This is a genomic window from Endozoicomonas atrinae, assembly GCF_001647025.1.
Lineage (GTDB): Bacteria > Pseudomonadota > Gammaproteobacteria > Pseudomonadales > Endozoicomonadaceae > Endozoicomonas > Endozoicomonas atrinae.
This window is the reverse complement of the sequence record NZ_LUKQ02000022.1, coordinates 1-13313: the sequence shown is the minus strand read 5'-3', so window position 1 is coordinate 13313 and position 13313 is coordinate 1. Positions and strand designations below refer to the sequence as shown.

Annotated in this window: 9 protein-coding genes and 1 pseudogene; 3 read left to right on the top strand and 7 right to left on the bottom strand. The window is 49.8% G+C overall.

Features of this window, described 5'->3' with window-relative positions; all coding sequences use genetic code 11:
- Nucleotide 1: 1 nt before the first annotated feature.
- Entirely contained in the window at nucleotides 2-1441 is a 1440-nt protein-coding gene (locus AK963_RS05030) for a glutathione synthase (protein ID WP_066014393.1), read from the bottom strand.
- A 117-nt stretch (nucleotides 1442-1558) separates the two neighbouring features.
- Nucleotides 1559-3301: a gamma-glutamyltransferase gene (gene ggt, locus AK963_RS05025; RefSeq protein ID WP_066014375.1), complete on the bottom strand. Its 1743-nt coding sequence runs from the start codon at nucleotides 3299-3301 to the stop codon at nucleotides 1559-1561.
- Nucleotides 3302-3528: 227 nt separating this feature from the next.
- Here ggt and AK963_RS05020 point away from each other — a divergent pair, with 227 nt between their 5' ends.
- A complete protein-coding gene (locus AK963_RS05020) occupies nucleotides 3529-4725 on the top strand; it encodes an MFS transporter (protein WP_066014374.1) in 1197 nt (398 codons plus the stop codon).
- A 60-nt stretch (nucleotides 4726-4785) separates the two neighbouring features.
- Here the strand turns inward: AK963_RS05020 and AK963_RS05015 are convergent, their stop codons facing one another.
- From AK963_RS05015 to AK963_RS05005, 3 genes are all read right to left on the bottom strand, one after another.
- Nucleotides 4786-5394, bottom strand: coding sequence for a YceI family protein (locus AK963_RS05015; protein WP_066014373.1), 609 nt, complete (start codon nucleotides 5392-5394; stop codon nucleotides 4786-4788).
- 145 nt (nucleotides 5395-5539) lie between these two features.
- Nucleotides 5540-8590 carry an efflux RND transporter permease subunit gene (locus AK963_RS05010; protein ID WP_066014372.1) on the bottom strand — a complete coding sequence of 1017 codons (3051 nt, stop codon included), beginning with the start codon at nucleotides 8588-8590 and terminating at the stop codon, nucleotides 5540-5542.
- Nucleotides 8591-8593: 3 nt separating this feature from the next.
- On the bottom strand, nucleotides 8594-9709 hold the full coding sequence (locus tag AK963_RS05005) for an efflux RND transporter periplasmic adaptor subunit (RefSeq protein ID WP_066014371.1): 1116 nt from the start codon (nucleotides 9707-9709) through the stop codon (nucleotides 8594-8596).
- A 274-nt stretch (nucleotides 9710-9983) separates the two neighbouring features.
- On the opposite strand from AK963_RS05005, the gene AK963_RS05000 reads away from it, so the two are divergent.
- Together AK963_RS05000 and tldD are read left to right on the top strand one after the other, a co-directional pair.
- Nucleotides 9984-10583 (top strand): TetR/AcrR family transcriptional regulator, encoded by a 600-nt coding sequence (locus AK963_RS05000; protein ID WP_066014370.1) that lies wholly within the window; start codon nucleotides 9984-9986, stop codon nucleotides 10581-10583.
- A 124-nt stretch (nucleotides 10584-10707) separates the two neighbouring features.
- The gene (tldD, locus tag AK963_RS04995) at nucleotides 10708-12147 is read left to right on the top strand and encodes a metalloprotease TldD (protein ID WP_066014369.1); all 1440 of its coding nucleotides are present in this window, start codon (nucleotides 10708-10710) and stop codon (nucleotides 12145-12147) included.
- 64 nt (nucleotides 12148-12211) lie between these two features.
- Here the strand turns inward: tldD and AK963_RS31805 are convergent, their stop codons facing one another.
- Together AK963_RS31805 and AK963_RS35080 are read right to left on the bottom strand one after the other, a co-directional pair.
- Nucleotides 12212-12532, bottom strand: a complete 321-nt coding sequence (locus AK963_RS31805) for a hypothetical protein (protein ID WP_139117254.1) — start codon at nucleotides 12530-12532, stop codon at nucleotides 12212-12214.
- A 591-nt stretch (nucleotides 12533-13123) separates the two neighbouring features.
- A pseudogene (locus AK963_RS35080) lies at nucleotides 13124-13313 on the bottom strand (IS630 family transposase); the annotation flags it as partial.

The following is a 13313-nucleotide window of genomic DNA, read 5'->3' as shown; positions in this document are numbered from 1 at the left end:
GTTAACTGCTTCTACAAGCCAGTGAGTCAACCGCCCCCTGGCCGCTATGGACCCCACCTTCAGAGGCTGTTGCGGGTTTGCTGCGAATCAGGTAACCGGCATACCCAAGGTCGCTGGTCAGTGAGTGGCCATCCAGATGCAGGGTGAACATGCCAATCTCACTGATCAGATTATCTACCGGTTTTGCTTCTCCGTTTCGAACCACCAGTGCTTCACAGGAGCGGTGTCGTGGATGCAGACGACGCATCAGTGACCAGGCCGAATACTCTTCAGGCTTGAGATTGCTCAGGCGAGGCAGGATATCGTGGTCAAAAACACAGTGACCGCCACCTTCTCCCTGGTTTTTAAGTACCCAGTCATTCGGGTTTTGTCTGGCAAACCAGAGGGCTGACTGTTCATCCACCGGCCGCATCTCTCCCAGGAATGGTTTGACCCGGTGTGCCTCTTCCAGTGTCAGGCCAAATCGGGTGAGTTGCTCTTCGCTCATGGCAGAGAGCAGCATTTGTACCCGCTTACTAGTGGCCAGCTGCTGGCTGACAGTAGCATTCACTGCGACCCGGTGCTGCTCAATAAGAGTGCGAATCCTGCCCAGCTCAGAACAACAGCGGACACCATCCAGATCATGGGCTACATAGTCACAGTGTTGATAACCTGCTCGCAGGTAGATGGCATCGACACCGCCAAGCCCTTCAAGTAGCAGACGATTCTCTTCTCCGGAAGATAGCTGGTCGTAGAGCTGGCGGAATGTACGACGAACGGTTTTGACGCCTTCTTTTTGAATTGCTTCTTCCAGCAGGTGCTGATCATAGACATTATCTTCATCGGGCTGTACAACCATTAGAAACAGCGGCTGGCCATGTTCACTGGATTGTGAACGTACCATCGTTGCTGCCCCGGCAATACCTTTGGCCAGGTTTTCAATACAATGATTTGGAACCAGTTCAAGATCATCTGCCTCAGACCAGGATTTAAAGGCTGCAGGCCACTGGTACTGCAGATAATGATGCAGCTCATGGGCACGTTGGCCAAAAGGACCCATGCCGGCGGCGATGCCATTAAACTCGATGAGTTTCGGGCCAAACTCAGCATCATCCATAAAGTCCGTTCTCATCAGCAGCATGGGGAGACGTCTGGCTGGTTCAGCACTGTTGTGGATGCTCTGATGAAGCTCCAGAAGACTGGCAAAAAAGGCATCACCGCTGCACAGAGGTTCAATAGCCTCGATGAGATACTCATGATCTTCCGAGACACCGTGAATCAGTTTACCCATCAGCGGTACAATCGATTTTAATAGTTCAAAACGTTCACGCTGTATCAGGGTGGGGGCAAAACTGAAGGCACAGTGTCGTGCAGAATCCTTTGTTGTTTTTAATGCCATACCATGCATCAGTGACCACTCAACAGCATCTTGAATGGCATAGGCGATTTGTGTGTTGTTCATCAGGAAATCCTCAGTAAACAGAACCGGGTTCATACCGAGTTAATATCAGTTTATAAATAAAGATGGGTACGGACAGGAAAAGATGCAAAAGAGGCAGGATAGCCTGCCTTGAGCCTTTTAGTTACCCATGGAAGTACCTTCACGACGGGGGTCAGAAGCACCAACCAGTTTTCCGTTCCTGAAATGAATTGCCTGTATACCGGAATTTAAATCCATTACTTTGACGGTATAGCCCATTTTTTTCAGCGGCTCTTTCAGCTTCTCCGCGCTGGTACCGGCTTCCAGCTCATAAATACCGCTTCGACTCTGCAGGTTGGGTGAGTTGATTGCTGCCTGCAGGGGTATGCCCCAGTCAATATGTCGGATCAGTGTATTGGCAACATAGTTGATAATTCTTGCACCACCAGGGGAACCGATCACCAGGTAAGGTTGATCATCTTTCATCACAATAATAGGGGACATGGACGATCGTGGTCGTTTTCCTGGCTCTACACGATTGGCAATGGGTTTGCCATTTTTTTCGCTGATAAAAGAAAAGTCAGTCAGCTGGTTATTCAGAAGAAAGCCATGACTCATCAATCGAGAGCCAAAGCCATTCTCAATACTGCTGGTCATGGAAACGATATTACCGTCCTGGTCCACGATCGATAGATGGGTCGTGGATGGCAGTTCAAGGGACTGATCATCTGCCTGTGCCACCGCATTTTCCCAGAGGGGCTCTCCGGCAGTGACGGTTGACAGGGCTACACCCTGCTGGATCAATTTAGCTCGCTTGGTCAGGTAGTTTTTGTTCAGCAACCCTTCAGGTATTTCAACAAAGTCGATGTCTGCGATATAGCGATTGCGGTCAGCAAAGGCCAGACGGGTGGCATCGCCAATGACCTGCCAGGCTTCAGCACTCTCTTTTTCCAGTTCATCGATACCGGCATATTCAACCATTCCGAGGATCTGCCCAATAGTGAGCATACCTGAGCTGGGTGGTCCCATACCACACACATCATACTCCAGGTAAGCTGCACAGGTGGGTGGTCGCTCTTTAATGCGGTAATTCAAAAAGTCCTCTTTTGACAGTAAGCCCGGGTTGCCTTTGGCATTCTGAACTTTTGTGGCGATACCTGTGGCAATTTCTCCTTTATAAAAGGCATTGGCTCCCTGTTTTCCAAGTATATCCAGTGTTCTGGCATAATCAGGGTTCTTGATAATATCTCCTGCCTTCAGGGGGTGCCCATGGCTGTTAAAAAAGTACCTGAACGTATCTGGATTGCTTTTCAATCGCTTCTGATCCCACTGAATCAGGCTGGCCAGTCGTGGTGATACGGCGAACCCCTGCTCAGCAATATGTTTTGCTGGTTGCAGTAAATCTGACCATGGCTTATTGCCATAGCGGGTGTGCAGGTCACCCATTAATTTCACAACACTGGGTGTAGCTACAGAGCGACCACCGACTACGGCCTCGAAAAAAGCCAGTGGTTTGCCTTCCTTGTCCTGGAACAGCTCAGGAGTGGCGGTCATTGGTGCGGTTTCACGACCGTCAAATGTCGTTATTTTTTTACTTTTAGCATCGTAGTAGACTAGAAAAGCTCCGCCGCCCAAGCCGGATGATTGTGGCTCGACGAGGCCCAGTACTGTCTGGGCTGCGATCATTGCATCAATGGCACTTCCACCATCTGCCAATACGTTGTAGCCAGCCTCTGCAGCCAGTGGATTTGCTGCTGAGATCATAAAGCGTTCAGCAGTAATCTCATTTTTTTCTGTAAAACCACTGCCTGCTTCTGGCGCGATGTCGCTAATATCCTGGGCTGCATTCAGGCTAAAGGGGAGTAACGTCAGGGTAGTAAAATATAAGATTCTTTTAAGCATTGTGTTCGCTTTCTCTTTCGTTGCGATCAGGACAATAATCAATGGATTGAGTATTCAGACGCAGAGCGTTATAAAAGGACGCAAAAAAAAAGCAGAAAGAACGTGGATAAAGTTTAACTGATTATCGTCGTGTAAATTATAAGTCTATAGGCGTATATAAAAATGATATATCCTTTTTTGCTTTTTTGTCAGTTAATAAAGTCAGAAATGGAATAAAAAATAAATATATGCCTGCTAACGTATGGATACTGTTTTTCGCTCAGGCGCTGGCCATGAGTGGCACACCGCTTATGGTTTTTGCTGCAGCCCTGGCCAGCCGTGATATCGCCCCTTCACCAGCATGGGTTACTCTTCCGGCAGCGCTGCTGGTTGCCGGTACTGCCTGTTCCGTATACCCGTCGGCACAATTGGCGCGGAAATGGGGACGTAAGCATTTATTCATGAGCGCCATGATGGTGGGTGCTTTTGCTGCGCTGCTGGCGATGGTTGCCCTGAAACATGATTCTTTTATCGGTTTCAGCAGTGCTGCTCTGTTACTGGGGGGCGTGATTGCTGTTTGCCAGCAGTTTCGCTTTGCGGCTATGGAGTCGGTAGAGAAAGAGCAAATGCCGATGGCCGCATCCAGATTATTAACGGCGGGGTTGATTTCTGCCTGGCTTGGGCCGGAGCTGGTGTTTTTTGGTCAGTATGTGATGGATGATACGTTCAGTGGTGCATTTCTCCTACTGACTGGCCTTTTTATTGGCGCTCTGGCAGTACTTGGTCTTGGCTATAAAAATAATCCGGAAGATGCTCGCAGCTATTCGAGCTCCCGGTGTTCGAAAAGGCTACTGTTGAAAAATCCGGGCTTCTGGATTGCTGCTGCCAGTGGTGCAGTGGGTTATGGCGTCATGAGTTTTATTATGACCGCTACCCCGATCAGTATGCATGAACTGGATCAGTTTTCCCTGTCGGACACTAAGCGGGTGATTCAAAGCCATATTATGGCGATGTTTATCCCTTCACTCTTTGCCGGCTTTCTGGTGAAAGCCCTTGGGCATATTAGGATGATTTATTCCGGGCTGGTGATTCTTGCTGGCTGTGTCCTGGTTGGGGTCATTGATAACAGTTTCATGCACTATTGGTGGGCACTGATTGCCCTGGGGGTTGCCTGGAACTTCCTGTTTGTGGCAGGTACTTCTTTGTTGCCTTCTGTGTATCAGCCGGAGCAGAAACACACGGCCCAGGGGTTGAATGACACGATGGTATTTGGCGCCCAGACGGTGGGGGCATTGACTTCAGGTATGGCTCTGCAATGGCTTGGCTGGACTGGGCTCTTGCTGGCAATGTTGCCCGTTATTGTAGCGATGGCTGGATTAGTGGCCTGGTGGCAGCAGAAAAGACCCTCAGAGGAGGGGCATCATGTTGGTACCGCTGGGCATTAAGCCCCAGCGGGGAAGGGGATATGTTGTATTCCCCCCACGGCTTGCATGGGGGGGTTGAAATCATGATTGCGGCTGGTTTGCTTCTGTACCGTCAAAACGCAGCCTGAAGGTTACCGGCACCGACTGTGAAATGCTCTTCACTCCAGCCAGATCAATCAGTTTCTGAATACCAGGCATCAGTCCATAGTCACTGACATCCAGCAGTATGGGTTTGGCAGTAGCGACTTCAACAGTTTTCTCATTTAGCAGGGTAACATTGACGAGCTCACGGAGCCGTTTGGTTTTGCCATGCAGTTTAACTTTTGCCGAAACTCGTACCTTTTCCGTTTCACCCATACTCAGGCGTTCATAAATATCTTTGCTCAGGTTGATCTCAACATCGGCGGTAGGGTATTTCGACGTATCGAAAAAAATATTCCTGAGCCGGTTGTCCCGTTTATCAATACCGGTGTTCAGGCTGGCAAGGTCAATGGTCAGCTTTGCTTTTCCATCATCAGTGACATTGGCATCAAAAGATTCAAAATGACCTATGGTGCCAATCTGGGCTGCTTTGATAAAGGTGAAATACAGTTCTGACTGGCTTTTGTCGAGATTCCATTGAGCCTGAGCGTTGCCATGTGTCACCAGGCCGAAAAGTGTCAGTACTTTCAACAGCGTGTTAAACCGCATAAAACGTCCCTGAGTTGTCTTTTTTTTATTAACTGAGGGTGAATCCTAAAGGGAGAGTGATGAAGATTACAATGGTAGACAGGATAATTGTTGAAAAAATATTCGCTCCCATGAAATGCGTGGGAACGAATATTTTCATCCGGCGTTATGTGGCTTTAACGTCCACTTTGAAAAAGATGGCATAGAACAGCGGAATAACCACCAGAGTCAGGATGGTGGCAAATAGCAGACCAAACATAATGGTTACCGCCATGCTTTTGAAGAATGGGTCAATCAACAGCGGAGCCACACCCAGTATGGTGGTCAGAGCACCCAGCAACACGGGGCGGGCACGGCTGAGGGCAGCATCAATAATGGCGTGATACGCCGGTTTGCCATCTCTGATCTCCACATCCGCCTGATCCACCAGAACAATGGCATTCTTCACCATCATGCCGATCAGGCTTAAAAAGCCCAGTATCGCCATAAATTCGAATGGTGTCTGGAAGATCACCAGGCCGATAGTGACACCCACCAATGCCAGTGGGGCGGTCAGCCAGATGACCAAAGGCTGACGCAGCGCATTGAACATAAAAATCACCGACAGAATCATCGCGGCAAAACCATAGGGTGCAGAAATCACCAGTCCCTCGTTAGCATCCTTTGAGGCTTTGTATTCACCATACCAGATCAGCTCATAGCCGGGAGGTAATTCAATCGCTTCGATGTTGCTGCGAATATTGTTGAATGCATCCGCCGTCAAGACACCGGGTGCCGGGTCCGCCTGTACCAGAATGGTCGGTACTCGGTCAATGCGGCGCAGGATTGCGTCCTGGTAAACGACATTAACTGACTCTATCAACTGACTCACCGGAATAAAGCGCTGGGCCGTTGAGCTGAACACTTCGGTATTTTCGATGGCTCGTTGATGGTTGCGTTCAGCCTCTGGTGAACGAACCACAATCGGAATCAGTTCATCGCCTTCGCGGTACACTCCGATATTACGTCCGGTCAATGTTTGTGCAATGGCCTGATTGATTTCCGGTGTAGTCAGACCAAAGCGTTGAGCCTCTTCCGCAGAATATACCGGTCGAAGGACTGGTATCTGTTGACGCCAGTCGTCCTGAACGGCAATCAGATTGCTGTCATTCAGCATGATTGTTTTGGCCTGCTCCGCCAGTTGACGCAACACCCGGCTGTCCGGGCCTTTGAAACCGGCTTCGATTTTCTTGCCGCCACCACGACCCAGCATGAACTTCCAGACTTTAATGGAAGCATCCGGGTACTTTGCATCCAGTTCTGTCTGCAGTTCACTCAATAATGGCGCGATCCTGGTGTAATCATCAATATCAATCAGCAGCTGACCATAGCTTGGGTTACGGGCCTCTGGTGAATAGGTCAGCATAAAGCGAAGGCCGCCACCACCAATAAAACTGGAGATATTGGTGATACCCTCTTTGGCTTTGACATCCTGCTCGATATTGGCAACCAGCGCTTCGGTACGTTTGATGTCAGAGCCTTGTGGCAGGTAGACGTCCACAACAAACTGTGGTCGCTGTGAATCCGGCATAAAGCCGGGAGGCACAAACTGCACACCCCAGATTGCTGCCGCTAATGTGCCCATTAGCAGTGCTGAACTCACCAGACGATGCTTCAGCACCCATACAAGCAGTGCCTTATAAGCGGTTACCATCCGGCCAGGCTTCTGATCAGCCTTACTGGCTTTTACCTTTAAAAAGTCGTGACAGAGCATTGGAGTGACGGTGACTGCAAATACCCAGCTAAGTAACATGGAGTAGAGAATTACCCAGAACAGGGAGCCTGCGTATTCGCCCATATCCGACGGTGACAGGCCAATAGCGCTGAAGGCGCAGATGCCCACAACGGTTCCGCCAAGCAGGGGCCACTGGGTTGACTTTACAATCTCTGACGCCAGTGCACTGCGGTCTTCCTGAGGATTTTGCTGCAATCGCACCAGAATACCGTCGGTAACCACAATGGCGTTATCCACTAGCATGCCCAGGGCGATAATCAGGGCGCCCAGTGAGATGCGCTGCATGGCAATATCTTCAATCAGCATGATGCACAGCGTACCGGCCACGGTAAGCAGCAGTACAAAACCAATAATGATGCCGGAGCGAACCCCCATAAAGAGCAGCAGCACCACAAAAACAATGGCAACAGCCGCAATCAGGTTGTCAATAAAGTTGGCTACTGACGCACGTACTGAATCGGATTGCATGGAAATGACATGCAACTCCATCCCCAGAGGGCGTTGGTTTTCCAGCTCGGCAATCCGTGCCTTAACCACATCACCCATATCTACCACATTGCCACCGGTGACATTGGAGATACCAAACCCAATAGCCCGTTCGCCGTTATAGCGCATCAGCATGGGTGCCGGTTCCTGATAACCCCGGGTAACATCGGCAATATCACCCAGACGGAGTACGGTGTTGTTCTCACCAACGCCAACCTGCAGGTTTTTAAGATCATCAAACGAATGTACGCTGCCGGCGGGAATCACCGGTATGCGCATGGCGTCCGTTTCAATACTGCCAGCCACTGCGACCAGATTCTGCTTCTGCAGTACCTGAAAGACTTTTTCTGCAGACAGACCATACTTGGCCATGCCTTCACTGGATATTTCGACGAAAATGGTTTCCTGTTGCTCCGCCAGAGTGGCTGTTTTGGCGACTCCCGGAACCAGTACCAGTTCGCGACGCAGGGTATCGACATAATCCTGCAGCTGCCGGTCGCTGAATCCTTCGCCGGTCACGGCAAAGAAGAGGGCGTAGACATCCGAGAAATCATCATTAACGATGGATGGGCCGGCACCGGGCGGCAGTTGCCGTTGAACATCGCTGATTTTCCGGCGCAGTTTGTCCCAAACCTGCTGTAAATCCGCAGAGCTTTTGGCAAACTCCAGCTGGATTTCAACGGTAACCTCAGACATGCCCTGTTTGGAAACAGACTTTACTTCTTTCAGTTCCTGGAGGGACTGAACTGCCCCTTCAATCAGGTCCGTGACTTCATCGGATACTTCCTGAGCGGTGGCGCCATAATAAGGTGTATTAATGACCGCCTGTCGAATCACGAATTCCGGGTCTTCAAAGCGACCCAGTTTCAGGTAGCTGATATATCCGCCGATCAGGGTCAGAGCGATAATCACCCAGACACTGGTGCGTTTTGCGATGGTATAACGTGCGATATCCATGCATCAGGCTCCGGCATTTTTCTGGGTAGCGCCATTAGCGTCTTGTTGTGAAGAACCATCGGTATAGGGACGAACTTCCATACCTTCTTTAAGGCTGGAGACACCCGCGATGATGACCCGTTCACCCGTAGTCAGGTGTTGTTTAATCACGATGCGATTTTTGTTCAGGCTTCCCACTTTCACAAAACGCTTTTTCACCTTATTGTCACTGCCAACCACCCAGACAAACTGGTTGCCCTGATTATCGGGAACCACCGCTGTCAGAGGAATGGTAATGGTTGAGAGGGTGCCCTCAGTCTGGGCACTGGATGCGGTGACCTTCACGGCCATGCCCGGAAGAACTCTGAAGCCCTTAAGGTCATCAAACCCCAGTACTACCGGGTAGGTCTGGGATACCGGATCCGCTTCTGTTGCCCAGGTGCGAAAAACCAGTGGGAATAACTGACCGGGGATAGCGGACAATTCAGCGTTGGCTGTCGCCTGATTCTGTCCGGAAAGCATCACCTTATGGGGAAGGTTGATCACGACTTCCAGGTCACTCAGATCATGAAGTACCAGTACCGGATTATTGGCCTGAATCTGGATATGGTTGTCCACCAGTTTACGGCCGATGATCCCATCAAAAGGGGCTCTCAGCTCAGTGTACTCAAACTGTCGTTTTGCTTCGTCGACGCGGTTCTGGGCCAGATTGAGTCGGGTGTTGATGGCATCCAGATCACTTCTGGAAATAGCCCGGCTTTTCTCAAAAATTGCTTTGGCGCGGGTATAGTCATCCTCTGTGCTCTGCAGCTCCAGTTCGGCGGATTCAAGCGCTGTTCTGGCATCCCGGGCATCCAGTCTGGCCAATAAGTCCCCCTGTTTGACGTGATCACCTTCTTTAACCCGGATTTCGGTGAGCAGCCCTCCTATACGAAAGGCGAGGTTGGCTCGTTCAGCGGAGCGGACCACACCATTAAAACTGAGTTCATCACTGATGCTGCTGCTGACGACTTCTGTCAGGGCAGGTTGAATAATGGCCGTTTTGGTTTGGGCAACTTCCTCTTTACCGCACCCGCCAAGAAGGAGTGATGTCAGGGCAATGCCAGCTGCCAGTCTGGTGACTTTGATTGATGCCAACATGTTGGTCTGTCTCTAAAAAGTTCTGATCCGATGTGATCAGGTAGAAGGAGAGTGATTTCTGGAAGTCCTTTTTGGGAGGCTTGCAGCTTAAAAGTAAACTTGTGAGTTTATATTATGCTTGCGTTCATAAAATGTAAACTCTATAGTGTACTTCGTGTGTTGCTTTATTTGCCCCGTTCTCACGCAAAGCGTGGGAACAGGGGAGTTCAAATCTTTTTAAAAAAGCAAAAAAAGCAGGCGCGCAAGGTGAGGTATAAAAAACGGAGAGACAGTTGTGACACGCTCTGAGCGAAAACGTCGGGCAATCATCGATGCGGCGAAAGAAGAGTTTATCCAATACGGTTTTCTGGCTGCCAATATGGATAGAATCTGTACGTCAGCCGAGGTTTCCAAGCGCACGCTCTATCGTCACTTTGAAAGCAAGGAGCTGTTGTTTGAGTCCGTGTTGACCATTCTTCAGACCTCCGCGTATGAGGCCGTACGCTATCCCTTTGACCCAGAACTCGGCCTTCATGCTCAACTGACATCCATCAGCTTTAAAGAAGCCGAAATCCTCTATAAAACCTATGGTATTCCGCTGTCACGTACTATTGTGATGGAGTTTCTCCGTCAGCCTGACATGGCGCGAAATCTCATCAATACTCTTTACAGCACCAAAGCCGTGACTCAGTGGTTCAGAGAGGCCATGGAAGCGGGAAAGTTGAATGAGACTGATCTCAGTGTGATCACCAATATCTACATCAGTCTTTTCCAGGGAATGTTGTTCTGGCCGCAGGTTGTTAAGGGAGAGCCAGTACCAGAAGGGAGAGCGCTGGAAGAGAAAGTTGAGGTTGTAGTGACCACCGTACTGGGGGCCTGCGAAAGGGCACACTAACCCTATGAATTTATAATTAGAAATTTCAAACTTCCCTTGAGTTATCCCGTTCTCAGGGAGTACGCTTGCAATAAGAATAAATCAGTGTGAAGCCACGCTGCTGACAAAAGTGGTGACAAAATCTATGACCGATATTATTACAACAGCCCGTGACCAACTGCTGACCCCGGCCAATATCGGCGACAGCGAACTCAGCAGAATTCTGGATGCCATTCTGGGCCACAACGTGGATGCTGCGGACCTTTATTTTCAATCCATGCGCCATGAATCCTGGGTGCTGGAAGATGGCATCGTCAAGGAAGGCAGTTTCAATGTAGACAGTGGTGTTGGTGTTCGCGCCATGAGTGGTGAGAAGACCGGTTTTGCCTACTCCAACGAGATTATTCTCCCGGCACTGGAACAGGCTGCCGGTGCTGCCCGAAGTATTGCCCGGGTTGGCCAGAAGAAGCAGGTTCAGGCTTGGCAGCGAAGCCAGCCACTGTCACTCTACGGAACCGCCAACCCACTGGACTCGTTATCCAGTGAAGATAAGGTTGATCTTCTGAAAAAGCTGGACCAGGAAGCCCGTAAGGCCGACCCAAGCGTTAAACAGGTGACCGTGAGTCTGGCCGGTGTTCATGAGGTGGTGCTGGTAGCCGCATCCGATGGCACTCTGGCAGCCGATATTCGTCCGCTGGTGCGCCTTAATGTCAGTGTCATCGCTGAAAAAGATGGGCGCATTGAGCGTGGTTCTGCTGGCGGTGGTGGCCGTGGTGATTACCTTCAGTTCCTGCTGAATGATACCGGCCTTGAGTATGCCCGCAAGGCAGTGCGCCAGGCCATGACGAATCTTGAAGCGGTAGCAGCACCTGCAGGCACCATGCCGGTGGTATTAAGCTCTGGCTGGTCCGGTGTTCTTCTGCACGAAGCGGTAGGTCATGGACTGGAAGGTGACTTTAACCGCAAAGGTTCCTCCGCCTATGCGGGCCGAATTGGTGAACGGGTTGCCTCGCCACACTGCACCATTGTTGATGACGGAACGCTGGGTGGTCGTCGTGGCTCCATGAATATGGACGATGAAGGTGTACCCACAGAAAGTACTGTTCTTATTGAGAATGGTATTCTCAAAGGTTACATGCAGGATAAGCTGAACGCTCGTTTAATGGGTGTTGCACCGACGGGTAATGGACGTCGTGAGTCTTATTCTCACCTGCCCATGCCAAGGATGACCAATACCTATATGCTGGCAGGCAAGCATGACCCTGAAGAGATCATCAGCACGGTCAAGAAAGGTATCTATGTAGAGAATATGGGTGGCGGTCAGGTGGATATCACCTCCGGTAAGTTTGTCTTCTCCACCAGTGAGGCCTGGCTGATCGAAAATGGCAAGAAGACGGTGCCAGTCAAGGGAGCAACCCTGATTGGTAACGGGCCTGATGTCATGAACAAGGTTTCCATGGTCGGTAACGATCTGGAGCTGGATCCTGGTGTCGGTGTCTGTGGTAAAGATGGCCAGTCTGTCCCGGTTGGTGTTGGTCAGCCTACGTTGAAGATTGATGAAATTACTGTGGGTGGTACAGCCTGAGCTAACCACCTGTTGATGGCAAGCAGCGACACCTTAGGGTGTCGTTTTTTTAGTCAATTCCTCTTCAGTTCTGATGCTTTCGCTGTTGGATAAATTTAAGGGTGTCTTCAGCCAGCTTGCTGATTTTCTGTCCAATTTTGTGTCGTTCTACGCCATTGTGTAAAGCAATCGCTAGCAAGCGTTCGAAGCGTTGCCCCTTCTTGGCAAATAAATTCTGGTATGAATTTTGGATTTTTATAACACCTTTGACTGTTCCCTCGTCATCACTAAGTTGTCGTAACTCATCCAAAATGGCATTAATTCTCAGAAGAATACCGGGAAGGGACTGTTCGGAAACCTTTTCTTCATCACTTAAGGGTCTCTGCCAATAACTAATCATGTTCATAGATATCTCCAGCAATTTTTGTGAGAGCTCTGTTAATTCATCATATTTACTGTGTATAGCAGAAGGCGAAGGTTGGTTTACCCGGGCTGAGTCGCCCTGTTGAGGTATAAACTCAGGTGCGTAGGGGTTAAATACAGTGGGGGTTGCCTTTATTTGTGCTGGTTGAGGGAGGTTATCTTCGAAGGGGGTAAAGTAAGGGCTTTTATCCTGCTCTTCAGAAAGGTCATATTGCTCCTTCCCTGAGACTACGCGCCCGATAGCGACAATTGCAGGATCAACAGGACAGGGCAGAGTCTGTGTGTACAGTGCTTGGCTCTGATCGGACGTCTCGTTACAGGTAGTGGTGTTAAAAATCAGAGGTTGAGCCGAAGTGGGCGCTATTTGGTGGTCGCTTAAAAAAGGGCAGGGTAAATTCTGTCTTGAAGGCTCCACTATTGAATACGTGGGAATCTGCTGGGTGGTAGTCATGAGAGGAGTAACGGGCACTACGGGGACTGATATATAGTAGGGCCCGAAAAGAGCTAGAGATGTATTTTGAGGTGAGGTTACCGCTGAAAAGGTGAGGGGTTTTATACCAATTGAATTTTCTAACTACTGTATAACTGCCCAATCACGGGAGCACAGACTGAACAGTCGACCAGCTTCGCTGCAAAGGTTATTCCAAGCTTCACAGCAACAATCTACAATATTTTCATAACCTGAAAATGCTTTGTTTGATAAGTCATGCTCCCGCATCCACTCCCATAGCCTTTCTGAGCTGTTTAACTCCGGTGCGAATGGT

What these genes read in the sequence shown, in the direction of transcription:
- AK963_RS05015 (WP_066014373.1), bottom strand. Translation starts at nt 5,394, where the DNA reads ATGCGGTTTAACACGCTGTTGAAAGTACTGACACTTTTCGGCCTGGTG.
- AK963_RS05030 (WP_066014393.1), bottom strand. Translation starts at nt 1,441, where the DNA reads ATGAACAACACACAAATCGCCTATGCCATTCAAGATGCTGTTGAGTGG.
- tldD (WP_066014369.1), top strand. Translation starts at nt 10,708, where the DNA reads ATGACCGATATTATTACAACAGCCCGTGACCAACTGCTGACCCCGGCC.
- AK963_RS05020 (WP_066014374.1), top strand. Translation starts at nt 3,529, where the DNA reads ATGCCTGCTAACGTATGGATACTGTTTTTCGCTCAGGCGCTGGCCATG.
- AK963_RS31805 (WP_139117254.1), bottom strand. Translation starts at nt 12,532, where the DNA reads ATGAACATGATTAGTTATTGGCAGAGACCCTTAAGTGATGAAGAAAAG.
- AK963_RS05010 (WP_066014372.1), bottom strand. Translation starts at nt 8,590, where the DNA reads ATGGATATCGCACGTTATACCATCGCAAAACGCACCAGTGTCTGGGTG.
- ggt (WP_066014375.1), bottom strand. Translation starts at nt 3,301, where the DNA reads ATGCTTAAAAGAATCTTATATTTTACTACCCTGACGTTACTCCCCTTT.
- AK963_RS05005 (WP_066014371.1), bottom strand. Translation starts at nt 9,709, where the DNA reads ATGTTGGCATCAATCAAAGTCACCAGACTGGCAGCTGGCATTGCCCTG.